Origin of the sequence: Streptomyces canus 299MFChir4.1 (assembly GCF_000383615.1) — a bacterium.
Taxonomy (GTDB): Bacteria; Actinomycetota; Actinomycetes; order Streptomycetales; family Streptomycetaceae; genus Streptomyces; species Streptomyces canus_C.
Genome location: NZ_KB911592.1, coordinates 196,371 through 222,102, shown reverse-complemented (window position 1 = coordinate 222,102; position 25,732 = coordinate 196,371). Strand labels below are relative to the sequence as shown.

25 protein-coding genes and 2 pseudogenes are annotated in these 25,732 nt (G+C 69.7%); 10 read left to right on the top strand and 17 right to left on the bottom strand.

Annotated features, from left to right (window positions below; all coding sequences use genetic code 11):
* Nucleotides 1-119: 119 nt before the first annotated feature.
* A complete protein-coding gene (locus tag H293_RS0124600) occupies nucleotides 120-1,061 on the bottom strand; it encodes a LysR family transcriptional regulator (RefSeq protein WP_020120506.1) in 942 nt (313 codons plus the stop codon).
* 71 nt (nucleotides 1,062-1,132) lie between these two features.
* Between H293_RS0124600 and H293_RS0124595 the strand changes: the two genes are divergently transcribed.
* The 3 genes from H293_RS0124595 (at nucleotide 1,133) to H293_RS0124585 (ending at nucleotide 3,962) form a co-directional block, all read left to right on the top strand.
* Nucleotides 1,133-2,020, top strand: a complete 888-nt coding sequence (locus tag H293_RS0124595; RefSeq protein WP_020120505.1) for an SDR family NAD(P)-dependent oxidoreductase — start codon at nucleotides 1,133-1,135, stop codon at nucleotides 2,018-2,020.
* Between the two features lie 50 nt (nucleotides 2,021-2,070).
* Nucleotides 2,071-3,000, top strand: a complete 930-nt coding sequence (locus H293_RS0124590) for an SDR family NAD(P)-dependent oxidoreductase (protein WP_020120504.1) — start codon at nucleotides 2,071-2,073, stop codon at nucleotides 2,998-3,000.
* 146 nt (nucleotides 3,001-3,146) lie between these two features.
* On the top strand, nucleotides 3,147-3,962 hold the full coding sequence (locus H293_RS0124585; protein WP_020120503.1) for a class I SAM-dependent methyltransferase: 816 nt from the start codon (nucleotides 3,147-3,149) through the stop codon (nucleotides 3,960-3,962).
* Between the two features lie 63 nt (nucleotides 3,963-4,025).
* On the opposite strand, the gene H293_RS0124580 is transcribed toward H293_RS0124585, so the two are convergent.
* Nucleotides 4,026-4,925, bottom strand: coding sequence for a LysR family transcriptional regulator (locus tag H293_RS0124580; protein WP_020120502.1), 900 nt, complete (start codon nucleotides 4,923-4,925; stop codon nucleotides 4,026-4,028).
* A 141-nt stretch (nucleotides 4,926-5,066) separates the two neighbouring features.
* Here H293_RS0124580 and H293_RS0124575 point away from each other — a divergent pair, with 141 nt between their 5' ends.
* Together H293_RS0124575 and H293_RS0124570 are read left to right on the top strand one after the other, a co-directional pair.
* Complete coding sequence (locus H293_RS0124575; RefSeq protein WP_020120501.1) at nucleotides 5,067-5,900, top strand: inositol monophosphatase family protein; 834 nt, start codon at nucleotides 5,067-5,069, stop codon at nucleotides 5,898-5,900.
* Nucleotides 5,901-5,944: 44 nt separating this feature from the next.
* Complete coding sequence (locus H293_RS0124570) at nucleotides 5,945-6,541, top strand: NADPH-dependent F420 reductase (RefSeq protein ID WP_020120500.1); 597 nt, start codon at nucleotides 5,945-5,947, stop codon at nucleotides 6,539-6,541.
* A 54-nt stretch (nucleotides 6,542-6,595) separates the two neighbouring features.
* On the opposite strand, the pseudogene H293_RS62000 reads toward H293_RS0124570, so the two are convergent.
* The 3 genes and pseudogenes from H293_RS62000 to H293_RS52865 all read right to left on the bottom strand — a co-directional run.
* Nucleotides 6,596-6,964 (bottom strand): annotated as a pseudogene (locus H293_RS62000) (hypothetical protein); the annotation flags it as partial.
* Nucleotides 6,965-6,983: 19 nt separating this feature from the next.
* Entirely contained in the window at nucleotides 6,984-7,880 is an 897-nt protein-coding gene (locus H293_RS0124565) for a carbon-nitrogen hydrolase family protein (RefSeq protein ID WP_259294528.1), read from the bottom strand.
* 326 nt (nucleotides 7,881-8,206) lie between these two features.
* A pseudogene (locus H293_RS52865) lies at nucleotides 8,207-9,325 on the bottom strand (FAD-dependent oxidoreductase).
* Nucleotides 9,326-9,378: 53 nt separating this feature from the next.
* Here H293_RS52865 and H293_RS0124555 point away from each other — a divergent pair.
* On the top strand, nucleotides 9,379-10,071 hold the full coding sequence (locus H293_RS0124555; protein WP_033415635.1) for a TetR/AcrR family transcriptional regulator: 693 nt from the start codon (nucleotides 9,379-9,381) through the stop codon (nucleotides 10,069-10,071).
* Nucleotides 10,072-10,094: 23 nt separating this feature from the next.
* Here H293_RS0124555 and H293_RS0124550 read toward each other — a convergent pair whose 3' ends face one another.
* From H293_RS0124550 to H293_RS0124505, 11 genes are all read right to left on the bottom strand, one after another.
* The gene (locus H293_RS0124550; RefSeq protein ID WP_078612660.1) at nucleotides 10,095-10,586 is read right to left on the bottom strand and encodes a helix-turn-helix domain-containing protein; all 492 of its coding nucleotides are present in this window, start codon (nucleotides 10,584-10,586) and stop codon (nucleotides 10,095-10,097) included.
* Nucleotides 10,586-11,419 carry an SDR family NAD(P)-dependent oxidoreductase gene (locus H293_RS0124545; RefSeq protein WP_020120494.1) on the bottom strand — a complete coding sequence of 278 codons (834 nt, stop codon included), beginning with the start codon at nucleotides 11,417-11,419 and terminating at the stop codon, nucleotides 10,586-10,588. The genes H293_RS0124550 and H293_RS0124545 overlap by 1 nt, the downstream gene beginning before the upstream one ends.
* A complete protein-coding gene (locus tag H293_RS0124540; RefSeq protein WP_020120493.1) occupies nucleotides 11,416-12,225 on the bottom strand; it encodes an alpha/beta hydrolase in 810 nt (269 codons plus the stop codon). Before H293_RS0124540 ends, H293_RS0124545 begins: the two co-directional genes overlap by 4 nt.
* Before the next feature lie 337 nt (nucleotides 12,226-12,562).
* Nucleotides 12,563-13,354 (bottom strand): MerR family transcriptional regulator, encoded by a 792-nt coding sequence (locus tag H293_RS0124535; protein ID WP_020120492.1) that lies wholly within the window; start codon nucleotides 13,352-13,354, stop codon nucleotides 12,563-12,565.
* A 15-nt stretch (nucleotides 13,355-13,369) separates the two neighbouring features.
* The gene (locus tag H293_RS0124530) at nucleotides 13,370-14,131 is read right to left on the bottom strand and encodes an ABC transporter permease (RefSeq protein ID WP_020120491.1); all 762 of its coding nucleotides are present in this window, start codon (nucleotides 14,129-14,131) and stop codon (nucleotides 13,370-13,372) included.
* The gene (locus H293_RS0124525) at nucleotides 14,128-14,937 is read right to left on the bottom strand and encodes an ABC transporter ATP-binding protein (RefSeq protein ID WP_028808155.1); all 810 of its coding nucleotides are present in this window, start codon (nucleotides 14,935-14,937) and stop codon (nucleotides 14,128-14,130) included. Before H293_RS0124525 ends, H293_RS0124530 begins: the two co-directional genes overlap by 4 nt.
* Before the next feature lie 313 nt (nucleotides 14,938-15,250).
* Entirely contained in the window at nucleotides 15,251-15,433 is a 183-nt protein-coding gene (locus tag H293_RS58480; protein ID WP_158694437.1) for a hypothetical protein, read from the bottom strand.
* Between the two features lie 121 nt (nucleotides 15,434-15,554).
* Nucleotides 15,555-15,833: a GlsB/YeaQ/YmgE family stress response membrane protein gene (locus tag H293_RS0124520; protein WP_020120489.1), complete on the bottom strand. Its 279-nt coding sequence runs from the start codon at nucleotides 15,831-15,833 to the stop codon at nucleotides 15,555-15,557.
* Between the two features lie 578 nt (nucleotides 15,834-16,411).
* Complete coding sequence (locus H293_RS0124515; RefSeq protein ID WP_020120488.1) at nucleotides 16,412-17,173, bottom strand: class I SAM-dependent methyltransferase; 762 nt, start codon at nucleotides 17,171-17,173, stop codon at nucleotides 16,412-16,414.
* Between the two features lie 292 nt (nucleotides 17,174-17,465).
* Nucleotides 17,466-17,864 (bottom strand): hypothetical protein, encoded by a 399-nt coding sequence (locus H293_RS59265; protein WP_020120487.1) that lies wholly within the window; start codon nucleotides 17,862-17,864, stop codon nucleotides 17,466-17,468.
* Nucleotides 17,865-17,905: 41 nt separating this feature from the next.
* Nucleotides 17,906-18,337, bottom strand: coding sequence for an ATP-binding protein (locus tag H293_RS0124505; RefSeq protein WP_020120486.1), 432 nt, complete (start codon nucleotides 18,335-18,337; stop codon nucleotides 17,906-17,908).
* A gap of 379 nt (nucleotides 18,338-18,716) precedes the next feature.
* Between H293_RS0124505 and H293_RS0124500 the strand changes: the two genes are divergently transcribed.
* Both H293_RS0124500 and H293_RS0124495 read left to right on the top strand, forming a co-directional pair.
* Nucleotides 18,717-19,607: a phosphotransferase gene (locus tag H293_RS0124500; protein WP_020120485.1), complete on the top strand. Its 891-nt coding sequence runs from the start codon at nucleotides 18,717-18,719 to the stop codon at nucleotides 19,605-19,607.
* Between the two features lie 334 nt (nucleotides 19,608-19,941).
* Nucleotides 19,942-20,259: an ArsR/SmtB family transcription factor gene (locus H293_RS0124495; RefSeq protein WP_020120484.1), complete on the top strand. Its 318-nt coding sequence runs from the start codon at nucleotides 19,942-19,944 to the stop codon at nucleotides 20,257-20,259.
* Nucleotides 20,260-20,954: 695 nt separating this feature from the next.
* On the opposite strand, the gene H293_RS0124490 is transcribed toward H293_RS0124495, so the two are convergent.
* Nucleotides 20,955-22,310, bottom strand: a complete 1,356-nt coding sequence (locus H293_RS0124490; RefSeq protein ID WP_020120483.1) for a beta-1,3-glucanase family protein — start codon at nucleotides 22,308-22,310, stop codon at nucleotides 20,955-20,957.
* Between the two features lie 291 nt (nucleotides 22,311-22,601).
* On the opposite strand from H293_RS0124490, the gene H293_RS0124485 reads away from it, so the two are divergent.
* Both H293_RS0124485 and H293_RS0124480 read left to right on the top strand, forming a co-directional pair.
* Nucleotides 22,602-24,743 (top strand): discoidin domain-containing protein, encoded by a 2,142-nt coding sequence (locus H293_RS0124485; RefSeq protein ID WP_020120482.1) that lies wholly within the window; start codon nucleotides 22,602-22,604, stop codon nucleotides 24,741-24,743.
* 195 nt (nucleotides 24,744-24,938) lie between these two features.
* Nucleotides 24,939-25,352 (top strand): VOC family protein, encoded by a 414-nt coding sequence (locus H293_RS0124480; RefSeq protein ID WP_020120481.1) that lies wholly within the window; start codon nucleotides 24,939-24,941, stop codon nucleotides 25,350-25,352.
* The last annotated feature ends 380 nt before the right edge of the window (nucleotides 25,353-25,732 follow it).

Below are 25,732 nucleotides of genomic sequence, written 5' to 3'. Positions count from 1 at the left end.
TCGATCCTCGTCGGCGGCGCGGAGAGGCCGTACGCATCACTCGCGGGCCGCCCTCCGCCCGTGCGGGAAGCGGCCGTTGAGCATCTGTGCGGGCGCCGCCGTACGTGCTCGCTTCCTCGTCACGAGGGAGGTGTGTCCGGAAGGGGCGTGTCTGCGGCGAGGGCGGTCGCGCGGAGGGCGGCTGCCACGCGCACGCTCGGGGTGGTCGGCGGGTTGGGGAGGCGGGCCAGGAGCAGGCGCCGTTGTTCCTGGGGGCCGCCGCGGACGGGCAGGACGCGGACGCCGGGTGGCGCGGCGGATGCGAGTACGGCGGGCACCGTGGTCAGTCCGCAGCCGGCGGCGACCAGGTGGAGCTTGGCGAGCCAGTCGCGAGCTGTGTGGGCGATCTCGGGCCGCTCGTCCAGGCCCGGCCACACGCCCATGAGCTTGTCCTCTCCGGAGGAGGAACCGGCGATCCAGCGCTGTCCCCGCAGGTCGGCCACGTCGACGTAGTCGCCGCGGGCCAGGGGGTGGGTGGTGGGCACCGCCAGGCAGAGGACGCGTTCGGTGAGTGTCTGCAGCACGAGCGGGGGCGATTCGGCGTCCGGCGGCCGGAAGGGCGGGGCCGAGGCGAGCAGGGCGAGATCCAGGCTGCCGGCCCGCACGGCGCGTACCAGCGCAGGGGTGCTGCCCTCCCGGCCGATGATGTGCAGGTCCGGGTCCGTGCGGCGCAGTGCGGCCAGGGTGCGGGGGACCAGAACGGCGCCGGCGCTGGGGAACCATCCCAGGCGGACCGTGCCCGCCTGACCGGGCAGGCCGGACAGTTCGCGGGCCGTCGCGTCGATCTCGTCGACCACGGTCGTCGCACGGCGCAGGACGACCCGCCCGGCCGCGGTGAGCCGTACGCCGTCGCGCCGGCGCTCCAGCAGCTCGGCGCCCGCGGCCCGTTCGATCGAGGCGATCTGCCGGGAGACCGCGGACTGGGTGTAACCCAGCGACGCGGCGGCCGCGGTGAAGGTTCCCTGCTCGGCGACGGCGCGGAAGACGCGCAGAGCGGTGAGTGACACATCCGAGAAGTCCATGACGTTTACGCATGCTACCCGTGCCGAACTTTCGTTGGACTCATGGACGAGGGGTTCCTAGCGTGGCATGCGTGAACGCATCCCGAATCGCCCTCGTCACGGGCGCCAACCAAGGACTCGGTCGCGCCCTGGTCGAAGGACTGGCCGCCCGCATGAGCCCGGACGACCTGGTCCTGCTCACCGGCCGCAGCCACCGCCGCGTGACCGACGCAGCCGGCGAGGTCAGCCGGCTGCCCGCTACCCGCGCCCGTGTCGAGGGCCGGGTTCTGGACGTCACCGACACCGACGCCATCACCCGCCTCGCCGAGCACCTCCGCGCCCGGCACGGAGGCGTCGACGTCGTCATCTCCAACGCCGTCACCCGCCTACGACCCGAAGAGTCACAGGCCGAGCGGGCGGACGAGTTCATCGACGTCTCCAACACCGCCACGCACGCGATCCTGCGCTCCTTCGGCCCTGTCCTTCGCCCGGGCGGTCGGCTGCTGGTCGTGGCCAGCAGCCTGGGCACCCTCGGCCGTCTCGACCCGCGGCTGCGCCACCTGTTCGACGGTGCGAGCCTCGACCAGGTCGAGTACGCCGTCGAGTCCTGGCGCGGCGCCATCCACAACAGGACCGCGCAGGAGGCGGGTTGGCCGGTCTGGCTGAACGTGCCCTCGAAGGTGGCCCAGGTCGCCGCGGTCCGTGCCCTCGCCGCCGAGCGCCGCGCACGCGACCTCGCCGCCGGCACACTGATCGCGTCCGTGTGCCCCGGCATGGTCGACACCGCCACCTCGCGCCCCTGGTTCAGCGACTACAGCCAGGCGCAGTCACCGGCCCAGGCCGCCGCGGCCCTGCTCGACCTGGTCTTCACCGAAGGCGCCGATCCCGCCCTGTACGGCGAGTTGATCCGCTTCGGCAAGGCCCTGGACTGGTACGACGGCACCCCTCCGGTGGAGCAGGACGGCATCCTCACGCCCTGAACGCGCGGAGCCGTCGCGCCACACCTGAGCACACAGCAAGGAGTTCACTCATGAGTGCCATCACCACCCCGTTCGGTTTCTCCAGCACCGCCGACGAGGTCGTGTCAGGGATCGACCTCACCGGCCGCCGTGCGGTGGTCACCGGCGCCTCCTCCGGGATCGGGGCGGAGACGGCCCGCGCCCTGGCGGCGACCGGTGCGACCGTCACGCTCGCCGTACGGGACGTGGCGGCGGGCGAACGCGTCGCCAAGGACATCACCGGATCGACCGGCAACCAGGACGTGCGGACCCTGCACCTCGACCTGTCCGATCCCGCGTCCGTCAGGGCCTTCACCACCGCCTGGCAGGGCCCGCTGCACGTCCTGGTGAACAACGCGGGTGTCATGGCCTGCCCCGAGCAGTACACCGAGCAGGGCTGGGAGTCGCAGTTCGCCACCAACCACGTGGGCCACTTCGCCCTCGCCACCGGCCTGCACACCGCGCTGGCCGCCGACGGCAACGCCCGTGTCGTAGTGGTGAGTTCCACCGGTCACCAGCAGTCACCGATCGTGTGGGACGACGTCAACTTCGCCTTCCGCCCCTATGACCCGTGGCTCGCCTACGGACAGTCCAAGACCGCCAACGTCCTGTTCGCGGTGGAAGCGACCCGCCGCTGGGCCGACGACAACATCACCGCCAACGCCCTGATGCCGGGCGCCGTCTACACGAACCTGCAACGGCACACCGGCGGCCGGGGGAGCGGCCGCGTCCCCGCCGAGCTGATCAAATCCGTCGAACAGGGCGCCGCCACATCGGCACTCCTCGCCACCTCGCCACTGCTCGAAGGCGTCGGCGGCCGCTACTTCGTCGACTGCGCCGAGACCGAGATCGTCGACCGCCGCTCCGGCACCCTGCACGGCGTCGCCCGCTACGCCGTGGACCCGGACAACGGCCGACGCCTGTGGGCCCTGTCGGAGGAACTCCTCGCCCAGACAGGCTGAACCGGCCCAGCAGCCGGGGGTCTTCAGTTGATCAGGCGTTGCCTCCCTTCCGGTCAGAGGACCAGCTCCGCTCATCAGGCCACCTTGAACCGACCCTCTAGGGTGGCGTGGTGACTGATGAGCAGGAGCGGGTGCAGCCGTCGGGAGTGTGGGCCACGTCGGTGGGGGTGGCCAGGGTGCGGGCGCTGGAGACCGAGCGGGAGAACGCGCTGTTCCGCGACCCACTGGCACGGGCCTTCGCTGCCGCCGGCGGCCTGTGGCCCGCCTCGCCGCCGCTGCCCGACGACGAGGGCGCGCGACGCCGCCGGCTCGCCGTGTCGTTCTCCATCGTCATCAGGACGAAGTTCCTCGACGACCTGTTGCGGCGGGCCTGCGCGTCCGGAGTCCGGCAGGTCGTGCTGCTCGGCGCGGGCATGGACAGCCGGGCCTTCCGGATGGACTGGCCCGAGGGCACCCGGCTGTTCGAGGTGGACACCGCCGCCCCACTGGACTTCAAGGCCGCGGTACTGCGCCAGGAACGGGCCGTCGCGCGCTGCGAACGGATCACCGTCGCGGTGGATCTGCGGGAGGACTGGCCAGGCGCGCTGGCCGCCGCAGGGCACGACCCGGCCGAGCCGACCGCGTGGATCGCCGAAGGACTGCTGATCTATCTGCCCGAGGATGCGGTGGAGCTGCTGCTGGCCCACATCAGTGCGCAGTCGGCGGCAGGCAGTCGGATGGGTCTGACGTTGGGCTCGCGGGGCGTGATCGAGCGCTTCGGCGCGGACGCGGTGCCGGGATCGGCGGCGGCCATGTGGATCTCGGAGATGCCCGACGACCCGGTCGCCTGGCTGGCGGGGCACGGCTGGGAGGCCCGCAGCCACACCCTGCGCGAGTGCGCTGCCGCCTACGGCCGCCCGGTCGGCACCCCGCCGCAGCGCGAGGAGCGGCCCGGCGGACTGATCTCGGCGGTACGCCGGTAGGGCGTCTTGCGGCTCCCCGCATGATCGATGCCGAAGATGACTGATCCCTAGGGGAGGTGTGGGTCACGGCGGGGCCGCCAACGCGGTCCGTGCCAGATCGCGTAGCCAGACATGTGCGGGGTCGGTGTCATAGCGCTGATGCCATGACAGGTACACCGCGGCCGGCGGCAGTTCGAACGGCAGGGGGAGCAGGGTCAGACCGAGAGCCGTGGCCGCTGAACGCGTCGTCGCTTCGGGGGCTGTGACGAGGAGGTCGGAGCCGCGCACGAACTCGAACGCGGCCCCGTCGGTGGGCGCGCCAGCCACCACCCGTCGGGTGAGGCCGAGCCGCGCGAGAGCGTCGTCGAGGGCGTTGCTGAGTTTTCCGCGCCGAGAGACCGTGATGTGCTCGGCCGCGGCGTATCGCGCGGCGGTGACGGCCTTGACCCGGGTGAGCGGGTGCCCGCGCCGCACGACGATGACGTGCCGGGTCTCGGCCACCCGATCGGCGCGGAGGTCGGGTGCGGTCGGGCGGTTCGCGTTCGCCTCCAGGTCGATCTCGCCGCGCCGCAGCTCGGGGGTGTCGAAGCTCGACTCCGCGACGAAGCGCAGGCGCACGCCCGGCGCCTGCTCGCGTACGGCCGCGAGAAGCGCGGGGCCGCCGAGGGCGACGAGTGAGTCGTGCCAGCGGAGTGTGAAGGTGCGCTCGAGCGTCGTGAGGTCGAGTTCGCGGCTCGGTGCCAGGACTCCCTGGACCTGCTGCAGCAGCTCGTGAACCTGTTCCCGGACCGCGATCGCGTACGGCGTCGGGGTCATCGTGCGCCCGGTACGGACAAGGATCTGATCCCCCGTCGTGCGCCGGATCCGGCCGAGGCTTCGACTCATCGCGGGGGCGGTGACGTGCAGCCGCGCAGCAGCCCCGGCGACGCTGCCATCCTCCAGGAGCGCATCGAGCGCGGCGAGCAGGTTCAAGTCCAATTGCATGAGAGTCATCCTAGCCGTGCTTTACATGCACTTGCAGTTAATGATGGGCCCTCCTATCTTCGAGGTGCAGGCGCGAGAGAAAGACGGTTTCCGCCTGGTCCGCCTCCGCCTCATCCCCCCTGCTCAGATGGGAGCACCGCCATGCCCGAGTCGATTCAGACCACCGGGATCGCCGCCACCGTCGACTCCACGTCCGACGCCGACCTGCTCGCGCAGACCGCGATAGCCGTGCGCGATGCGGGTTCGGCGCTGCGGGAGAGGTTCGGCGACGTGGTCCGCTACGAGACCCGCGAAGAGCTGATGCGGGCGCTCGCCGCCAACGACGACGTGGCCCTCGACATCCTGCGCCCGCGCCTCGCCCTCCTGCGTCCTGACGCCCGCCTGGTGGAGGACGAACTCGCGGGCGGGGCCCTGCCTCCCGGTGAATGGTGGGTCCTGGATCCGGCCGAAGGCAACGTCAACCACCTGCACGCCCTGCCGGATTGGGCGGTGACCGCCACTCTCGTGCGCGACAACCAGCCGGTGCTCACCGCGGTGCACCTGCCGTTGACGGGTGAGACCTACACCGCACTCGCCGGTGCCGGCGCCCACCTCGACGGCCGCCCTCTGCACGTGTCCCCGACCACGGACCTCGGCCTGAGCCTCGTGGCGACGAGCCAGGCCAGGCCGGACGAGGACGAGACGGTCGTGCGGCGCATCGGCTCCTCCATCACCGCGATGCTCTTCGACGCGCTCGTGGTACGCACATCCGTGCCCGCCACCCTGCACCTGCTGAACGTGGCGGCCGGCCGGATCGACGCCTTCTGGCAGTTCGCCGGGGCCCGCGCCGACCTGCTTCCCGGGGCGCTGCTCGTCGCCGAGGCCGGCGGGCGGATCTCCGACGCCGAGGGCTGCCCCTGGACCCCGGAGAGCGAGAGCTTCCTGGCCGCCGCGCCCGGCGTGCACACCGACGCCGTCACCACGCTCTCCCGCTGACCGACTGCCACAAGAACCGAAAACGCCGAAAGGACCACACCAGCATGACCAGGATCGCAGTTCTCGGAAACGGCCGCGTCGGCGGCAGCCTCGCCCCGGCCCTCACCCGGGCCGGACACGAGGTGACCGTGGCGGACCGCTCACCGGGCTCTGCCGCCGACGCCGCCCGGACAGCGCGGATCGTCATCAACGCCACCCCGGGCGCCGGGTCGTTGGAACGGCTCATCGCGCTGCGCGAGGAACTGCGGGACAAGATTCTCGTGGACGTCTCCAACGCCACCGTCGACGGACCGGACGGACTGCCCGCCGACCTGCTCTATCCCGGCTCGAGCCTCGCGGAGCGACTTCAAGAAGCTCTCCCCGACACCCGGGTCGTCAAGACGCTCAACACGATGCTCTACACGGTGATGACCGCGCCCACCGCCCTCACTCAGACACCGACCGTCTTCCTCTCAGGCGAGGACGCGGAGGCCAAGCAGGTCGTACGCGGGCTCCTCGGCGACCTCAGCTGGCAGCAGGAGTGGATCACGGACCTCGGCGGGATCGAGACCGCGCGGGCCGCCGAGGCCGCGATCCTGTTCGTACCCCACGTGATCCGATCCAGCGGCTTCGCGCCCTTCGCCGTCTCGATCACCCGCTGAAAGCCCGACGAAACTCTGCCAGGGCGGTGCGACCACACGCCTTCGTCGGGGGTGACGGACGTGGTCGGACTCGGTGAAACCCTTGCGACGGCCTTTCGCGGGACCACGGTCGAGCCTCGGGTGCGGCCCTTGGGCGCCCTCAGACCTTGGCCGGCGTCGTCCCCGAAGCACAGCCGGGCGCCCAAGTCCGCCGTCCGCCTCTTACCGGAAGTTGTGTCCGGTCGAGCTTGCAGCGGCGCCGCCGGCGACCTTGGAGGCAAGGGTCCGTCGACCGCCTGAAGCCAACCCCCGCCTCCGGCGATTCGCCGACACCCGGGTCACCCTCAACCGCCGGGCCGGCTCCCGGTCGCCGGCCCCCACTTCGATCGGATCGGCGGCCACGGGCCGGACTTGCTCACATCGAGCCCGTTCCTCGGCCGCCAGCCCGCACCCTCGGAGATCTCTAGAAGGCCGTTGTCCGGTCTTCGCTGCGCGGGTCGTTCACCTGGTGCTCGGCGTAGATGCCCGCGCGCGCCTCACGACGCCAGGGACGCCCGTAGGTCACCGCGTCGGCAGCTGCCTCGGAACTGTCGTCGAGGTTCACGACGGCTACCGACAGGGAGCCGTCCGCAGGGCACCGCGCAAGCCATTCGCCGTTGGGAGCGACGATTCCGGATGGCGTGGGGTGCTGCGTGGGTACGGACAAACTGACCCAGTAGCTGTTGACCGTGGCGTGGCCTTGGGCCTGGGCGGCGGTATTGCCCGGGGTGCCGCTCGTGGAGAACAGGACGCAGTCGACATCCAGTTTCTCGTACTCCGCGAACAACTCCGGGTAGTGGATCTCCATGCCGAGCAGGCAGCCGAAGCGCACACCGTCGACCTCGAAGGTCACGGGGGAGACGCCAGGCGAGTACATGTACGAGACCTTCGTCTTCGACAGCAGGCGCTCGTCATACCGCGTGACGACCTCGCCGCGGTCGGAGATGACGTAAAGGCTGTTGTGGGGGCGGTTCGGGTCGGTGAGACGGTGCACCGACGCGATCACCGTCCACAACCGCAACCTGCCGGCCAACCCGGCGATCGCAGCCAACTCCGCTTGCAGAACCGGCCATTGGCACCGGCTCCAGTCCGCCGGGCCGACCGCGTCCGGGCCGTCGACGGACATCACGAGCTTGCTGGGAAAGCAGAGCGCGCCTTCCGGGAAGTGCGCGATCCTCGCCCCCCGAGCACTGGCCTCGCGCATCAGAGCACGGACCTCACGTCCGCTCGCGCGCAGCGCTTCAACGTCTCGGGGGTCTTCGCGTACCGGGGTCTGCGCTACGGCGAGCCGTACGCTTTCGGGGTTCCTTGCTTCCGACATGACGTCTCCTGAGGGAGTCGGAAGGAAGTGCCGGAGGGCGGACGTGTAGGACTCGCCGGTCTTGGCGGCGCGGGCACGCACCTGGCGCTTGAAGTTCCTACGGGCAGTCATCGCGGCCTTCCACGCCTTGAACGACAGCTCCCCAGCAACCTCGCTCCAGGCGATCGGACTGCGACAACGGCCTGAGACGCTGGTCCCTTTGCCTCCGACGGGAGACCGTGCTGGGGACGGTCGCGGGAGGTTCGGCGTAGGCCACGCAGTCGGTCATCATGCCGTCGCTCGCAGAGGCCGTCAACATCCCCGTCCGCGCTCCCCGCGCTTGGCCGTCAGGATGGCTGGACCTGGTCGAACTGGGCGATGGCTTCGGCGGGATCGGGGCTGACGAGGCGTTCCAGTCCGGCTGTCGTGATCTTCGCCCACCGACCGGCCCGTGCCCACATCCGCTCCTCGAAGGCGCGGACGGCCTCGTCCAGATCTCCGGGAGCGGTGGCGATGGACTCGGCGAGTTCGGCCCCTTCCAGCATCGCGAGGTTCGCGCCCGCCCCTAGCGGGGGCATCAGATGGGCGGCGTCGCCCAGGAGTGTCACCCCGGGGACGTGGGTCCAGGTGTGGGACACGGGCAGGGCGTAGAAGGGGCGGTGGACGAAGGCGGTGCCGTGGCGGAGGAGGTCGAGGATGGGAGGGGCCCAGCCGTCGAACAGGGCCAGCAGGCTCGCTCGCACGGCCTCGGCGTCGGCGAGGTCCAGGTGCGTGTGCCAGTCCAGCGGCGCGCGGAACTTGGTGTACACCTTGACGTGGCCGCCGCTGTTGCGCTGGGCGACGAGGGAGCGGTTCGCGCCGTACGCGGACACGGAACCGTCGCCGATCAACCGGGCGAGGTCCGGGTGGCGGGTGTCGACGTCGTCGAGGGAGGTCTCGACCGAGGTGACGCCCGTGTAGTGCGGCGCCACCGGCGAGACCGCCGGGCGGGTCCGTGACCAGGCGCCGTCCGCGCCGACCACCAGGTCGAACGTCTCCTGTCGCCCGTCCGCGAAATGGACCTGTGCGCCGTCCTGTTGCCCCGGCACCACTCGTGTCACGCTCCGGCCCCACTGGACGTCGAGAGGGGCCAGCAGCAGGTCACGGAGTTGCCTGCGGTCGATCTCGGGATTGGCCCGGTCATCCGGACGCGGTCGTCAGTCGCGAAGGACGGTCCCGTCCGTGTCCAGGATGCGCATGGCCTGGCCCTCGGGACGAGACAGCGCCTCGAACTCCGCCAGCAGGCCCGCCTTTTCCAGCGCGCGCTGGCCGAGTCCTTCGTGCAGGTCCAGCGTGCCGCCCGGGGGGCGGGCGTCGGGGCCGGGATCGCGTTCGAGGACGGTGACGAGGTGATCATGGCGGTGCAGGACGCGGGCGAAGGTGAGGCCGCCGGGGCCGCTCCCGACCACTGCGATGCGATGTCTCATGTCGATACACTGTATTGATCCGTGACGATGTATCGCAACAGTACGGTGGGACCATGACTGTGTGGGACAGACCGGAGCCGTCGGCTCGCCCCGTGCCGCTCGACCGGGAGCGGATCGTCGGCGCCGCCATCGCGCTGGCCGACGAGGGCGGCCTTGAGGCGGTGTCGTTGCGCAAGGTCGCCGCCCGGCTGAACGCCGGCCCGATGCGGCTGTACGGATACATCTCCACCAAGGAGGAGCTGTTCGACCTCATGGTGGACGAGGTCCAGGCCGAGATCCTCCCCGAGGAGCAGCCTGGCGACTGGCGGGAGGCACTGCGCAGCCTCGCCCTCCGCACTCGGCAGGCCGCTCTCCGGCACCAATGGCTGGCCGACCTGCTAGGCGGCCGGCCGACCCTGGGCCCGAACGGCCTCGCCGTGACCGAGGCCAAACTGGCCGCCCTCGACGGCCTCGCCGACATCGACACCGTCATGCGCGCCGTGGAGACCGTCAGTGCCTACTTCACCGGCGCGATCAGGCGCGAGATCGCGAACCTCCGGGCCGAGCACGCCACAGGCCTGTCCAAGCGCGACTGGCAGCGCGCCTCCGGCCCGCACGTGACGAAGATGTTGGACACGGGCCGCTTCCCGGCGCTCGCCAAGGCGGTCCACGACGGCACGGACGTGGACGCCGAGACATCCTTCGTGACCGGCCTGGACTGGGTCCTCGACGCCGTGGCCGCCAGACTCACCCGTCCGCCCGCGTGACGCCTTGGCGTAACCGTGGTCATTCACGCGCTGCTTGCCGTCCGCTCCGGATATGTCGCTCGTTCCGCTGTTTCCCTCAGCCTGCGTCCGATCTGCCTGCGGGACGTGATGCCGAGTTTGCGGAAGACCCTGCTCAGATGGAACTCGATGGTCGAGGTGGTGACGAACAACTGGGTGGCGATCTCCGCGTTGGTCAGCCCTGACGCCGCCCGTGCCGCCACATGGAGTTCCTGCGGGGTGAGGTCGAACTGGGTGTCGACGGTTCGTTTGCGTGCCGTCTCTCCGGTGGCCAGCAGCTCCACCCGCGCCCGCTCGGCGAAAGGTGCGGCTCCCCAGGACTCGAAGGACTCGTACGCGGACCGCAGTTGGACCCTGGCGTCGGCACGACGCCTGCTGCGGCGGAGCCACTCGCCGAAGAGCAGGCGCGACCACGCCGGCTCCACGGCCACCGGGACCTTCTCGAGCTGCGAGATGGATTCCTGGTACAGCTGCTCGGCTGTGTCGTCGTCGGTCATCAGGGCCCGGCAGCGGGCGAGCAGCCCCAACGCCCACGGGGTTCCGGTGCCGCCGACGGACCGGCGAGGTAGACCACGAGATCGGCGACCTCGGACGGCCGGGTGAAGCGGCCGGTCGCCGATTGGCCCGCCGCGCCGCGGGCCACCTCGCGGGGGTCGACGCCGAGGGACTCGCCGACGGTGGCGGCGACACCGCCGGCACCCTGCCACAGCGCCGTCTCCACCGGGCCGGGGCTGACGGTGTTGACCCGCACGCCGTGTGGCCCCACCTCCTTGGACAGGGCCTTGCAGAAGTTGGTCAGCGCTGCCTTCGCCGCGCCGTAGTCGATGACCAGCGGGTCCGGCAGCCGGGCGTTGACGGAGGAGACGGTGACGACGCGCCCCGCGCCGGTGGCGAGCAGGTGCGGCAGGGCGGCCCGGGTCGTACGGACGGCGGCCATGAAGTTGACCGTGAACGTCCAGTCCCAGTCCTCGTCCGTCACGCCCGGGAAGCCGTCCACCCGCGGCCGGACCGCCCCGACGTTGTTCACGAGGACGTCGAGACCGCCATGGACCGCGACGGCCTCGGCGACCAGCGCGTTCGGACCGTCGGACGTCGCGAGGTCGAGCTCCACGACGGTGAGTTCAGCGCCCTGCTTCACGAGCTGGTCGAGGGCTTCGATGCGTTCCCTCGACCCGGCGACCACGTGGGAGCCGGCCGCGAGGAAAGCCTCGACGACGGCCAGCCCGATGCCGCGCCCGGCGCCGGTGACGACGACGGTACGCCCGGCCAGGTGCGCGTCGGCACCGGAGGCTCCGGTGGCAGGGGAGGTGGGGGAGGTGGGGGAGCTCATCGTCCGCCCTCCGGGTTCTGCTTGCGCAGCCAGCCGAGGACGGTGTCCGCGACCTCGCGCCAGCCGTCGTCGATCGTCAGGGAGTGCCCGCGGTCGGGGAAGTTGAGGATGTCGGTGACGGCCTCGGAGTGCCGGTACTGCTTGAGGGTGGCCCGGGTGACCGTCTCGGGCACCGTGTGGTCCTTGCCGCCGGAGATCAGCAGCAGCGGACCGCGTCCGCTGTTCTGCGTGTCGACCTTCGCCGGCGAGTGCGGGTTGAAGTTGGCGGAGGCGGCCTCGTACAGCGGCTTGCCCGGCGCGGGGATGGTCCACCGTTCGTACAGGGTGGTTGATTCCTCCTCCGAGAGCGCGTTGCCGAACGCGAACCGGAACTGCTCCGCGGTCAGCGAGACCGACCGGTGCTTGTTGGCCGGGTTCTTGAAGACCGGGAACGTTGCCCTCAGTGCGGACAGCGGCAGGGGCAGGACGCCCTTGATCTGTGCGGCGTCGATGGCGACCGCGGCGGCGGCGCGGTCCTGGCCGAGCAGCTTCTGCGCGATCATCCCGCCGAAGGAGTGGCCGATCACGATGGGCCGCACGGGCAGGTCCGCGATCAGGGTCGCGTAGTGCTCGACGACGTCGTCGATGCCGTGACCGGCGATGCTCTCCGGGTTCTGGCGTGCCTCCTCGACGGTGTCCGGGTCGCCGGGCCACCCGGGCGCGGACGGGTCGTATCCCTCGTCGCGGAACAGGTCGATCCACGGCTGCCACGAGGTGCTGTGCAACCAGAGTCCGTGGATGAAGATCACGGGAAGCGGAGCGGTCATGGTGGGGCCCCTCTCGTACGAGTGTGTCGACCCGGCGTGCACACAGAACCGCGGATCCCGGTGCGCTCGCACCGGGGTGACACCCCAGTCCAGTGCTTCAGGGCCGGACGCGGATACCGAAGTACGGAGCCGGGTCCACGGAGTCGAACGCGGAGGGGGTGCCGGCTTCGGATATCGACCGGCTAAGTCCCGTACGACGCACGGTGATCCGCTGCGGCACCGGCGACGAGCGGAGCAGCCCCGAAACCGCCCTGCCGGACGTAGGCACGGCAGACTGCCACCCTCCGTGCCGGCACGAGCCCGCTCAACGACGTCACGGCAGCGCGCCGACCCGTCTTCAAGACGGCGGCAGCTCAGCGTTGAGTCTGTCGGCGGGCACTCGCTCGATACGGGTCCAGCCCCTCCAGCCCCGCTCCTCCAGGATCGCCAACAGCCGCGCGGCGCCGGGCGTGGACTGCGCCACGGTGGCGTCCATCAGGGCGACGAACTGGTCGTCGAAGCCGTCGTTGCCCACCTCGCCGGCCTCCACGGCGCGAATCATCAGGCGCTCCAGGAGGTCGGCGATCTCGACGATCCGCGGATCGTCGGCCGGCCAGTCGAGCGCCCCGCTGAGAAGGCCGTAGAGCTTCGTCATGTCCGGGTCGTCAAGTTCCTCGTGCTTCTTTATGATCACGGCGTCGATCAGATGGGGCACTTGGGCGGCGATCATGATCCAGGCGTCCCTCTCCATCTCGATGTACCGCTCCCCGACGCCGAGACCGCGCAGCCGGTCGAGGTAGCCCACGACGCTCCGCGGGAGCGCGAGGTGCTCTCCGGCGGCGAGCCTGGCGAGTCGGCCGCGGGTGTTCTGCAGTCGGCGGATCTCGGCGCGCAGTTCTTTGTCGATCTCCTGGACGCCGTCGGCGAACTCCACCGGGCCGGCGTCGAGGAGTGCCTGCACCCTGGCCAGCGGCACGCCGGCGTCGGCCAGGGTGTGGATTCGGATCAGTCGCACGACCGCGGCGGCGTCGTAGGTGCGGTACCCGGAGCGGTTGCGCTCGGGCTCGGGCAGCAGCCCGATCTTGTGGTAGTGGCGTACCGCCCGCACCGTCACCCCGGCGTACGCCGCCAGCTGGCTGATCGTGAGCATGCGTCTCAGCCTGCCTCAGGCGATCTTCCGGCGATAGGCGACCATCGCGAAGAGGTACGCCACGAGGAGGATGCCCACACACCACGCGAGCGCGATCCAGTTGTCGTCGCCGACCGGCTGCTCTGCGAACAGAGCACGGATGGTGTTGACGATCGACGTCACCGGCTGATGCTCGGCGAACCAGCGCACCGGGCCGGGCATCGTCCTGGTGGGCACGAACGCCGAGCTGACGAACGGCAGGAAGATGAGCGGGTAGGCGAACGCGCCCGCTCCCTCGACCGACGACGCCGAAAGCCCGGGGATCACGGCGAGCCAGGTCAGTGCCAGGGTGAACAAGAGCAGGATGCCTGCGACCGCGAGCCATGCCGACACTCCTGCCCCTGAGCGGAAGCCCATGAGCACAGCGACGCCCACGACGAGGACGAGCGCGATCATGTTGGCGACGAGGGAGGTGACGACGTGGGCCCACAGCACACCCGACCGCGCGATCGGCATGGACTGGAACCGCTCGAAGATCCCGCTCTTCACATCGGTGAACAGCCGGTACGCGGTGTAGGAGATGCCCGATGCGATGGTCATGAGCAGGATGCCGGGCAGCATGTAGTTCACGTACGAAACGGACCCGGTGTCGATGGCGCCACCGAAGACGTAGACGAACATCAGCATCATGGCGACCGGCGTGATGACGGTCGTGATGATGGTGTCCATGCTGCGGGTGACATGGCGCAGGGTCCGCCCCGTGAGGGCGGCAGTGTCGCTGAAGAAGTACGCGGTCATTCGTGAACCCCCGTGGTCGTGCCAATGGCGTTGCTCCTGTCGCCGCCGCCGATGACCGCGAGAAAGATCTCCTCCAGGGTCGGCTGCTTCTCGACGTACTCGACCTTGGCGGGCGGAAAGAGCTGCTTGAGCTCGGCAAGGTTGCCGTTCACGATGATCCGACCCTGGTGGAGGATCGCGATCCGGTCTGCCAACTGCTCGGCCTCGTCCAGATACTGCGTGGTGAGCAGCACCGTTGTTCCGTCGTGGGCGAGCTTCTTGACGGCGTCCCACACCTCGATGCGCGCCTCGGGGTCGAGTCCGGCCGTCGGCTCGTCCAGGAAGATCACGGGCGCATTCCCGATGAGGCTCATCGCGATGTCCAGCCGGCGGCGCATGCCACCCGAATACGTGGACACCCGCCGCGAGCCCGCCTCGCTCAGCGAGAAACGCCTCAGCAGGTCATCCGCGGTCGCGCCCGGGTCCTTGAGGTGGCGCAGCCCGGCGACGAGGGCGAGGTTCTCCCGGCCAGTGAGGATCTCGTCGACGGCCGCGAACTGCCCGGTGAGACTGATGGACTGCCGTACACGAGCCGGTTGCGCGGCGACGTCGAAGCCGTTGACTCTCGCCGTTCCCGCGTCGGCCTTCAGGAGGGTGGAGAGGATCCGCACGGTCGTGGTCTTGCCCGCGCCGTTGGAACCCAGCAGGGCGAAGATGCTGCCCGGAGCCACGTCGAAGTCCACACCGAGCAGCACTCGGAGTTTCCCGTACGACTTCTCCAGACCCTGTACGCGCATCACCGGGTCGGCGATCGTTTGGGCCGTCATGATCATCTCCCTCCTTTGCGGAGCTGTTCCACGCGACTGCGCGGACACGCTGCCGGAAGGATGGAGGGTTGACCCAGCGTCAGGGTCAAGGCTGCGAAGTGTGCGTGGGAGGGTGGTACTCGCTGACCGAGCACACCAGTCGGTCCATCCAGTACCGGGAGGTCTGCGCCGGCACCGACGTCCGCCGCATCCGCTCCCGGAGTGGCCCACCGTGGCGTTCCTGCCCGGCAGCCGCGCTGATACGTCTGCTTGAGTCCGCAGCCGTCCCGTGGTCGGCGAAGAGCCCATCCGCCGCACTGTTCCCTCGCCCGGCTCATCCTCCGGCGGTCTCGATGCCGGTGCACGCGGAGTCTTGGTGCGGCCCCTCGCCGGCGGCCTTTCTCGGTCTCGGGACCGCCCGGAAGCGGGGGCTGCACGTCCAGTACAGCTTGGCGAGGTGCGCCAGCACGGTCGTATGCCCGTGCTCGGTGAGCGCCTCGGCCTTCCGGACTGGCACGTAAGCGGACCGCCGGCAGCGCCGGCGCGCTGACCCACTGCCGCCGGCCGCCGTACTGTCGGCGGCGGTACACGCCTCGGCCGGCCTACCGTTCCATGGCAGGCCGGCCGAGATCGTTGCATCAGGCGTGGCGGTGCGACCGCCGGTTGCCGGTGACCACCCGGTACAGCACGAGCAGGATGAGGGAGCCGACGATGGCGGCTATCCAGGTCGACAGGTCGAAGAAACCGTCGATCGAGTCGACACCGAAGATCACCTTGCCCAGCCAGCCCCCGAGCAGGCCGCCAACGATGCCGATCAGCATGGTGATGATGATTCCGCCCGGGTCCTTGCCGGGCAGCAGAAGCTTGGCGATGGCGCCGGCCAGCAGGCCGATCAGAATCCAGGCGATGATGCCCACGTTTCCTCCTCGTTCAGAAATACCGTCCCCACCCGGATGCGCACGGACGGGAAAGATAAACCTGGAATAAGGTCGGCCGATGCGAGGCGGACGGACCCCTCAGGCGCACCCCGAGCTGATCGGGGCGCGCCCCGGCGACCACTGAGCGAGATCATCGACGCGCCGACACCGGCACTGGAGGTCCCGCACGAGCGGGTCCTCCGCGCGTGTCGCCCTCACGATCGGCTGGTGGCCCAAGGGACAGGCGCCAAAGCCAGGCTCATGCCGGCTGACCGGATTCTGGGCCCCTGCTTCACCTGTGCGAACGCGCCATCGCGCCCCGGAGGAGTCACGTGATTCGGGACCCACGGGGGCCGAGCGCACCGCCGCCCAGGTCGGCGGCAAGGTGCCGGAATTGCGCGGGCGGCGCTACGGACGCAAGGTATCCACCCGGGACATTGCCTACCTCCTGGGCCGATCGTCTCGTACGACGGCGCTGGGCCCCGTAGTCGGCCTTCCGGGCACGGCAGGCCGGCTGAACGGGATTACGGATACGGCGTAGGCGTACGCCTCGTTTGTCTGCCTTCAGGTGTCGGCCTTCAGGCCGCGGCGAGGAACACGTACGCCGTCATCGGCGCGGTGACCGGTCCCGGGCCCAGACGGGCCGTCATCTCCTCGATGACGGTGGCCCGGACGGCCGGTCCGTCTCCGCGCTCCTCAACGGCCGTGCGCACCGGTGTCCCCGTGAGGTACCCGGTGGCAAGGCCGGCGGTCGACGCGGCCCGGCCCTGAAGCGTCAACTCCTGCTCGTCCTCGACAGCGAACCCGGCGGCCGACAGATCGGCGGCCACGACAGCGGGGTCGGAATATCCGTGCGGAACCGTCGGGAAGAACCGCGGCGGGTCGACGGGAAAGGCCCGCTCCAGTCCGGCCTGCAGTGCGACTTCGAAAGAGTGCGTTTCGAGCGGGCCCCAGGTGTTGAACAGGAACCGGCCGCCCGGCGCCAGCACCCGGTGGATCTCGCTGAAGGCCTCGACCCGGTCGGGAAAGAACATCACACCGAACTGGCAGGCCACCAGGTCGAAGCCTCCGTCCGGGAACGGTAGCCGCTGGGCGTCCGCCTGCCGCCACACCGCACCCGGGGCACGAGCCGACCCGAGAGTGACCATGGCCTCGTTCAGGTCCGTGGCCGTCACCTCGACCGAGGGTGCCGTTGCGAGCAGACACGACGTCAACACGCCAGTACCCGCGGCCAGTTCGAGGACGTGCGCAGGCGCGAGTGCCGCCGTCCGGGCGGCCAGATCCTCGGCGAAGGGCCGGAAGATCACCGGCACGAGGTACTGCTCATAGGCGTCCGGCATGGACTCGGACCACCGCCGGTCGGCATTGCTTCCTGTCACCTCATGACGGTATCGCCGCGTCGGGAACCCTTCTCCCCGCCGCGCCGCCGTGCAGGCTTGGCCCACGGCTCGCGTCGCGCCCGGGGCGGTGTCGGCCTCGGTGCCGCGTCAACTACCGTGCTGGGGCGCCGACTCGGTGGGGCAGCCCGCGGCCGGGAAGTCTGAGGAAACGCCGTATTCGGACTGTCGTCGCGGTCGACATGATCCTGCCGCCGTCAGGGTGTCTGCCCGGTGTCTGCCCACGCCTCACGAGTCAGGGCTTGCCCGTCCGAGTGTGCCCCGACGCCGCCTCATCGCTGCGCGGAGCGCGCCTCTCCGTGCGGTAGTCGTAGTACGCCCACGCGGCCACCGCCACGCCGGCCGTGAACCCGACCGCCACGATCCGTACCGGGCCGCTGGTCAGGGCGGAGGCCAGAACGGTGAGTCCCGCGCCGCACAGCATGAGCACGCGGCTGATGAAGCGCTGCTTGGGCGACTGTGGTTCCTCTCGGTCCTTGAGATCGTGCACGGCGTCACGAGCTGGATGTACGGATCCACGCCGGACACGGGCCCGGTACGTCAGCCCATAGCTGATCAGTGCGTACAGTGCGAGAGCCCCAAGGGTCCAGAACCAGGCGTACGGGTCGTCACTCGATCCTCGTGCCAGATGCATGACGCCTGTCCTCCACAGTGGGCTTCACCGGTGAGCAGAACTCAACTGGGGCTGTCCGCAGGGTCGGTGGCGGCAGCGGGGTCGGCCGGGCGGAAGCATGCCGTCACCGTCTTGCCGTGCCGTTGGCACCTCATCCCCCACTCATCGGCGAGTTTGCTCACGATGGCCACCCCGCGGCCGGAGACCGCGCCTGGCTCCGGTTCGCGCTGCCGCGGCAGCGACGGGTCCTCGTCGTGGACGCTCACCTGCAGACAGTCACCGTCCCAGGTGAGGACCAGGTGTGCGTCGCTGTGCGCGTGGATGTGCGCGTTGGTGATCAGCTCGGACACCGCCAGCACGACGGCGTCAACCGTGTCCGGCTCGGCAGCGGTCCAAGGCAGGGACTCAAGACGCCTGCGTGTCCACTCCCGGCCGACGCGCACTCCTTCGGACATGGGGAACGAGTGCGCCCACCCCATCGCCTTCACCGCCACTGTCCGACTTCCTCTCCTTGGCCAACCAAACGTCGTGTGCACGCACCGTGTACCCGGCCCCCGGGTCAACAGGCATGACGGCTCCCTTCCGCCCCGACACTGAGCCTGCTGCGGCAACCTCGTGCTGACCGTCGACCCCGCGACGAGGTGGCTCCACACCCACCAGCGGCATCACCATCGGTTGCCATCAACTCGGACGGGGCGCGCGGCCACTCGCTGCCCACCTCCCCGACGTACGTATCGCGCTCACCCTGGGCCCGGAAGGCCAGGTGGGCAGGGCAGGCCTCTGAAACCCGATTGACGATGTCGGAGGAATCACGCCCGGCTGTTCCGAAGAGCGGGAATCCGTCCGCCCCCCTCCTCAGTACTGTGACGTCACATGAGCGACACCGAGATCACCGCAGACTTGGTCCGCGATTTGCTGCAGGGGCAACATCCAGACCTTGCGGGGCTTGCCATCCGTGAGGTGGTCGGCGGCTGGGGCAACCAAATGTGGCGCCTCGGGGACGAGTTGGCCGTGCGCATGCAACGCATGGACCCCACCCCGGAACTCCAGCTCAAGGAGCGGCGGTGGCTCCCCCTGCTGGCCCCGCGCCTGCCGCTCCCGGTGCCGGTCCCGGTGCGGTTCGGCGAACCCACCGAGCGCTTCCCCAAGCACTGGACCGTGATGACCTGGGTCCCCGGTGAGCCGCTGGACCACGGCTCGATCATCCACGGCGACCACGCGGCCGACACGCTGGCAGGCTTCCTCCGAGCGCTCCACGTGGAGGCGCCCGCCGAGGCGCCGATCGCTGCGGACCGCGGTGCCCATCCCAGGAACTGTACCGACGGCTTCGAGAACTTCCTCCAGGCCGTGGCCCTTGACGGCATCGCTGCCGACGTCCGGGCCGTCTGGGACGACGCCGTTGCGGCCCAGGCATGGGAAGGTCCGCGGGTGTGGGTGCACGGCGACCTTCACCCCGCGAACGTCGTCGTCTCGGACGGAACCCTTTCGGGCATCGTCGACTTCGGCGACATGTTCGCCGGCGATCCGGCGTGGGACCTCGCCGCAGCATGGGTGCTGCTCCCCGCGGGCACGGCTTCACGGTTCTTCGACATGTACGGGCATGCAGACGAGGCGGCTGTTCGGCGCGCCCGCGGGCTGGCCGCCATGAAGAGCCTCTTCCTGATGCTGATGGGGCAGAACGGCGATCGGGGGCTCCCCGGCGGGAAGCCGCACTGGGGACCTGTGGGTCGGGCAGCACTTGATCGTGTTCTGAAGGGCGTTTGATACGCGCCGCAGCCCAAGCCCGCAGCGCGCGAGAAGGGACCCGAAGGTACCGGTCGTCGAGCCATCGGTGGCTCAGCCTGTCGGACCTCGCCCACCCCCGGGCCGACGACCTCGGCGATCCGCTCCCTGACGAGGCTCGTCGGCCGGTCAGAGGGTGATGAAAGGCGAGTGTTCGGCAAGCAGGAGCCTTCGGAGCAACGAGCGGATACGTGACAGGCTTCGGCGCCTGGATGACACAGGTGTGGACATGACCCCCTCCAGCGGTAAGGTACGTCTAGCGGCGTACCTTCATGGAAGGTACGTCAGTAGTCGTACCTTGTCGAGAGGTGGAGTGATGGCTCCGAGCGAGTTGCCGCACCCCGGTGTGGACGATCTGGAAGTCGGGCCGATTCTTCTGGCGCTCGCTGACGAGAACCGTCGTCGGGTCATCGCCGAACTCGCCGCGCGGCCGGATGAGGAGCGGCTCTGTGCTTCCTTCGACCTGCCCGTCAGCAAGTCGAGCCGCACCCATCACTGGCGGGTGCTTCGTGAGGCCGGCCTGGTCCGTCAGCGCGACGCCGGGAACAGGCTCTACATGCGCCTGCGCAAGAAGGACTTGGACCGTCGGTTCCCCGGCCTGATCGAGGCTGTCGTATCCGCAGACCGGCACTGAGGACCCCTGGCGGATCCAGATCATCCTCGATGAGGCGGAGGGCCCGGACTGGATCTCCAGGCGCTGTGCCCAGCCCCGACGCCCCGTCGACCTCTTGGGCAGGAACTCGCCAGAAGGCGTGCCCTGTCTGGCGCCAGAGGGGCAGCGCTTCTGCAAGGCCTCCCAGCCCCGGCCGAAGGACGAGGAGGACTTCCAGGTTCTGCTCCCAGCGCTCGATGCCGGTCAGCGAGAGTGGCTGGCGGCTGCCATCACCCAGGCGTACGGGGATCGTCCCTGGTGCGAGAACCCGCCGCACGGTCGACCCTCAGAACCCTGAACTCGAGCCCCTGAACCCGAGGCGCGAGCGGCCGCCACTCCGCATCTCGCCTCCGCGACCAACACCCCGGAGAACCGGGCCCGGTTGGCGGTGGCTGGGAATGGCGTGAGGAGAGCCAATGACGAGCCGTCCGTCTCCACCGCCGGGCCCGCCGGGCAATGGCCACGGCTCGGCATCGTCCGGCTCCAGCCTTCCGACCTGGCTGGTTCGCCGAAGACGAATGCCCAGTCATCGAGCTTGCCGGGCGGTGCTCGCGGCGGCCGCCGAGCAGAAGTAGCCACGGATGCAACCGGCAGCAACACCTGAGCTGCCCAACTGCCCCAGCCGTATGGCCGCTGCTCGGCGACCAGTTGTGTTCAGCGCTGTCCGGACCTCCGGTCTACCAGCCGACCGCGACCAGGAGCCACTGCGGGTTGGCGTGGGAGATGAAGGAGGACTGGCCCGCCACGTCGTCGTAGGGGAAGCCGTAGGCGAGGCGGTTGATGGCGTTGTCGTGCCAGAACTTGGCGTAGTAGTTCGCCGGTGCCGCCTTGTAGAACTGCGCCGGATCGGACTGCTGGGAGGCCGGCAGCGTGGCGACGTGGCGGTTGAGGGCGGCGCACATGTCGGGGTTGCCCGCGAGGGAGGCGGCGCAGCCGAAGATGTCGGAGGTGGCCGCGTTCACGCCCACGGACTGGGCGTAGGCGGTGAAGTAGGTGGCGTTGGCGCCGCCCGCGCGGAAGCTCGGGTCGCTGCCGGGCGCGATGATCCGGTACGGGGCCTGGGTCCGGGCCAGCACCTTGAACTGGTCCGGTACGGCGTCGGTGAAGCGCTGGAAGGTGGTGGCGCGGTCCTCGGCGAAGGTCTGCCGGTTCTCGCCGACCTCGGCGTCGTAGCCGTCCTTGGTGTGCAGGCGCATGGCCAGTTTCAGGCCGAAGGCGTCGACCCGGGTGGTGTTGCCGTTGAAGACGTTGTTGCCGACGGTGAACTCGATGAAGTCGTAGTAGGGGCTGTTGGGTGAGCCGAGGTAGAAGTACATGCGGCCGGCTGAGTTGGCGGGCATGTCGAGGTAGGGCTGCTCGGCGATGGAGTGCGTTTGACCGTTGAAGCTCCAGAACACCTGGCTGTCGGGGTACTTGCCGTTGGTGCGGTTGAGGATCTTCACCTCGACGGCGTTGCTCGCCGGAGGTATGTCGGTGGTGCTGCCCCAGAAGTCGTCCGGGGGAGTAGTGCCGCCGGGGCCGTAGACCTGGAACTCCCACAGGGAGTAGCCGTACGGGGTGCCGCGCGCGGTGCCGTAGAGGCGGACGTAGCGGCCGCTGCCGGAGACGGTGATGTTCTGGGTGCCGCCGGTCGCGGTGGTGGTCGAGTGGACGGTGGTCCAGTTCGTGGCGTCGGTGGAGGTCTGGATCTGGAAGGCGGTCGCGTAGGCGGCCTCCCAGTTGAGGCTGACGCGGCTGAGCTGTTGGACGGATCCGAGGTCGACCCTTATCCATTGCGGGTCGGAGAAGGCGGAGGACCAGCGGGTTCCGGTGTTGCCGTCCACGGCCGCGCTCGCGGGGGTGCCCGCGTTCTCGGTCGACGAGGCGGTGGCCGGTCTGCCCTGGGACAGCAGCTGGTCAGCGGCGCGCGCGGGCGTAGGTGCCAGGACGGTGAAGAAGGCGGCTATCAGGACGACGACGAGGCCGAGCGCCGCGCGGGAGCGTGCGGCGGCGGCCGGGGGACTGCCGGTGGGGGCGCTGACGATCCTCTGCATGGGAGTCTCCTCAAGCCGGTGCGGCGTGCGGGGGGATGGAGCAACGGCAGCAACAGCAGATGTGAGAGCGCTCTCTCGCGGAGGAGTGTTGAGGGCATGACATCAAGATGTCAAGGGATCCGGCGGGAGTAGGCCCGGAAAGATTTCAACTTCCGAAGGCTTGCCGAAACTTGTAACTCATTAGTTAAATCAAGACGTGAACTAAGCGCTGTCGCGGCGAACTCACCATGTCCCCAAGCTCCCTGCCGTAGGCGCTCCCCACTCTTCCCCGACGCACCCGCAGGAATCTTCATGAGACTCAGATCCCTGGGTGTCGCGCTTGCCGCAACGGCAGCACTGATCACCCTGCCCACCATCCAACTCCCGGCGGCCGCGGCCGCTAGCGCCGACACCAACCTGTCCCAGGGCAGGGCGGCGACGTCCTCCAGCACCGAGAACGCCGGCACTCCCGCGAGCGCGGCCGTGGACGGCGACACCGCCACCCGGTGGTCCTCGGCATTCACCGATGACCAATGGCTGCAGGTCGACCTCGGGGCCACCGCCTCCATCAGCCAGGTCGTCATCAACTGGGAGGCCGCCTACGGCAAGGACTACAAGGTCCAGTCTTCGAGCGACGGCAGCACGTGGACCGACCTGCGCTCGGTCACCGGCGGAGACGGCGGAACCGACACCCTCGACGTCTCAGGTCAAGGCCGGTACGTACGCCTCCTGGGCATCCACCGCGCCACCCAATGGGGCTACTCCGCGTGGGAGTTCCAGGTCTTCGGCACCACGGGCGGCGGCAGCGGCCCGATCCAGGGCGGCGGTGACCTCGGCCCGAACGTGATCGTCGTGGACCCCTCCACCCCGAACCTTCAGCAGAAGTTCGACCAGGTCTTCGCCCAGCAGGAATCGGCGCAGTTCGGCTCGGGGCGCTACCAGTTCCTTCTCAAGCCCGGCACCTACAACGGCATCAACGCCCAACTCGGCTTCTACACCTCGATCTCAGGCCTCGGACTGAACCCCGACGACACCCAGATCAACGGTGACGTCACCGTCGACGCGGGCTGGTTCAACGGCAACGCCACCCAGAACTTCTGGCGTTCGGCGGAGAACCTCGCCATCAGACCGTCCAACGGCACCGACCGCTGGGCCGTGGCACAGGCCGCGCCCTTCCGTCGCATGCACATCCAGGGCGGCCTCAACCTGGCTCCCAACGGCTACGGTTGGGCCTCCGGCGGCTACATCGCCGACTCCAGGATCGACGGCACCGTCGGCCCGTACTCCCAGCAGCAGTGGTACACCCGCGACAGCTCCGTCGGCGGCTGGACCAACGGCGTGTGGAACATGACGTTCACCGGGGTGCAGGGCGCGCCGGCGACCAACTTCGACTCGGGCCCGTACACCACCCTCGACACGACGCCCGTCTCCCGCGAGAAACCCTTCCTCTACCTCGACGGCAGCACCTACAAGGTGTTCGTGCCCGCCAAGCGCACCAATGCGCGCGGAGTGTCCTGGCCGGCGAACGCGGGCACCTCGCTCCCGCTGGACCGGTTCTATGTCGTCAAGCCGGGCGCCACCGCCGCCACCATCAACCAGGCGCTGGCCCAGGGGCTGAACCTGCTGTTCACCCCCGGGGTCTACCACCTCGACCAGACCATCGACGTGCGGCGGCCCGACACGGTGGTGCTCGGACTGGGCCTGGCCACGCTCGTGCCGGACAACGGCGTCGACGCCATGCACGTGGCCGACGTCGACGGCGTACGGCTCGCCGGTTTCCTCATCGACGCCGGTCGCGCCAACTCCGACACGCTGCTGCGGATCGGCGAGCCCGGCGCCTCCGCCGACCACTCGGCCGACCCCACCACCATGCAGGACGTCTTCGTCCGGATCGGCGGGGCTGGCCCGGGGCTCGCGACCAACTCGGTCGTCGTCAACAGCGACGACGTGGTCATCGACCACACCTGGCTGTGGCGCGCCGACCACGGCGACGGTGTCGGCTGGGACACCAACCGCGCCGACTACGGGCTGAAGGTCAACGGCGACGACGTCCTGGCCACCGGGCTGTTCGTGGAGCACTTCAACAAGTACGACGTGCTGTGGAGCGGCGAACGGGGCCGCACGATCTTCTTCCAGAACGAGAAGGCCTACGACGCCCCGAACGCGGCCGCCATCACCCATGACGGCATCGTCGGCTACGCGGCCTACAAGGTCGCCGACACCGTGACGCAGCATGAGGCGTGGGGGCTGGGCAGCTACTGCAACTACACCTCGGATCCCTCCATCGTGCAGCACCACGGCTTCCAGGTGCCCGTCAGATCGGGTATCAGGATGCATGATCTGTTGGTGATCTCGCTGGGCGGCAAGGGACAGTACGCCCACGTCGTCAACGACACGGGTGCGCCTACGTCCGGCACCGACACGGTCCCCTCCAAAGTCACGCAGTTCCCGTAACCGACGCCTGTTTCGGTGCGGCGCGGCCTCCACCGCGTCGCTCGCGGTGAACGCGGCTCGGCCCGGACGTTTCGTCCGGGCCGAGCCGGTTTCGGTTGCGAGGGTGCGTGCCCGGGTGTCCGCGGGTCCGCGTATCGGTGAAGCGGCGGCCGTGGCCGACACCGTTGGCAGAGAGCCTTGTGGCAAGATCGCGGGATGCTACGACTAACCGACTTCATCATCGATTGCCCGGACACGATGAGGCTGGCGGCTTTCTACTCTGAGGTGATTGGGCGCCCGGTCAAGGAGGGCAGTGACGAGAACTGGGCCGGCATCCAGTTCGGCGATATCGAACTGGCCTTCATCCAGGTGGAGGACTACCGCGCCCCGCAGTGGCCCGACAGCGAGCACCCCAAACAGTTCCACCTAGACTTCGAAGTCGACGACATAGAGGCCGAACAGCGCCGCGTCCTGGCCCTCGGCGCGACCTTGCAGCGGGACTGCGTCGGTCCCGACGGGTACGGTTTCCGCGTCTACACCGACCCCGTCGGCCACCCCTTCTGCCTCTGCCGCAACAAGGGTGTCATCTGGACCGATCAGGGCCTCACCTGGCCCAAGCGAGACCAGTAGGCCGTTTTCGCACGGCGTGTCGGCCGTGGCAGTCGATCGGCTCGAAGGCGGCGGTCGGCCGCCACGGCTGCCGCGCCTGCTGCGGCGGGTCGGTGGTCGGCCGCCCCCCAGGCCGCCCGGGCGATGCGGATACAGGCCTCATGGCCTTGCAGTGCGCGACGTCGACCAGCCGGGTGTGAGGGAGGGGTTCGGCGAGGCATCGGCCGTGCCCGGGTCGCATCACGCGGTCTCCGCTTGCCCAGACCATCAGGGCGGGATGCCCGAAGGCCGGCAGGTGTTCGGCTGCGGCGAGCAGGAGTTGCGCGCCTGCCGCCGCCGCTCGAGGCGTTCGTGCGGCGCCGTAGCGAATCTCGTGCTGCTTCATCACCGGCTTCGTCCAC

Bases quoted from the DNA above. Each gene is read 5' to 3' on its own strand.
- H293_RS0124535 (WP_020120492.1), bottom strand. From the start codon at position 13,354: ATGCTCACGATCAGCCAGCTGGCGGCGTACGCCGGGGTGACGGTGCGG.
- H293_RS0124600 (WP_020120506.1), bottom strand. From the start codon at position 1,061: ATGGACTTCTCGGATGTGTCACTCACCGCTCTGCGCGTCTTCCGCGCC.
- H293_RS0124500 (WP_020120485.1), top strand. From the start codon at position 18,717: ATGAGCGACACCGAGATCACCGCAGACTTGGTCCGCGATTTGCTGCAG.
- H293_RS0124570 (WP_020120500.1), top strand. From the start codon at position 5,945: ATGACCAGGATCGCAGTTCTCGGAAACGGCCGCGTCGGCGGCAGCCTC.
- H293_RS0124525 (WP_028808155.1), bottom strand. From the start codon at position 14,937: ATGACGGCCCAAACGATCGCCGACCCGGTGATGCGCGTACAGGGTCTG.
- H293_RS0124545 (WP_020120494.1), bottom strand. From the start codon at position 11,419: ATGAGCTCCCCCACCTCCCCCACCTCCCCTGCCACCGGAGCCTCCGGT.
- H293_RS0124495 (WP_020120484.1), top strand. From the start codon at position 19,942: ATGGCTCCGAGCGAGTTGCCGCACCCCGGTGTGGACGATCTGGAAGTC.
- H293_RS0124575 (WP_020120501.1), top strand. From the start codon at position 5,067: ATGCCCGAGTCGATTCAGACCACCGGGATCGCCGCCACCGTCGACTCC.
- H293_RS0124540 (WP_020120493.1), bottom strand. From the start codon at position 12,225: ATGACCGCTCCGCTTCCCGTGATCTTCATCCACGGACTCTGGTTGCAC.
- H293_RS0124580 (WP_020120502.1), bottom strand. From the start codon at position 4,925: ATGCAATTGGACTTGAACCTGCTCGCCGCGCTCGATGCGCTCCTGGAG.
- H293_RS0124480 (WP_020120481.1), top strand. From the start codon at position 24,939: ATGCTACGACTAACCGACTTCATCATCGATTGCCCGGACACGATGAGG.
- H293_RS0124555 (WP_033415635.1), top strand. From the start codon at position 9,379: ATGACTGTGTGGGACAGACCGGAGCCGTCGGCTCGCCCCGTGCCGCTC.
- H293_RS0124590 (WP_020120504.1), top strand. From the start codon at position 2,071: ATGAGTGCCATCACCACCCCGTTCGGTTTCTCCAGCACCGCCGACGAG.
- H293_RS0124550 (WP_078612660.1), bottom strand. From the start codon at position 10,586: ATGACCGACGACGACACAGCCGAGCAGCTGTACCAGGAATCCATCTCG.
- H293_RS0124530 (WP_020120491.1), bottom strand. From the start codon at position 14,131: ATGACCGCGTACTTCTTCAGCGACACTGCCGCCCTCACGGGGCGGACC.
- H293_RS0124485 (WP_020120482.1), top strand. From the start codon at position 22,602: ATGAGACTCAGATCCCTGGGTGTCGCGCTTGCCGCAACGGCAGCACTG.
- H293_RS0124515 (WP_020120488.1), bottom strand. From the start codon at position 17,173: ATGCCGGACGCCTATGAGCAGTACCTCGTGCCGGTGATCTTCCGGCCC.
- H293_RS0124565 (WP_259294528.1), bottom strand. From the start codon at position 7,880: ATGTCGGAAGCAAGGAACCCCGAAAGCGTACGGCTCGCCGTAGCGCAG.
- H293_RS59265 (WP_020120487.1), bottom strand. From the start codon at position 17,864: ATGCATCTGGCACGAGGATCGAGTGACGACCCGTACGCCTGGTTCTGG.
- H293_RS0124490 (WP_020120483.1), bottom strand. From the start codon at position 22,310: ATGCAGAGGATCGTCAGCGCCCCCACCGGCAGTCCCCCGGCCGCCGCC.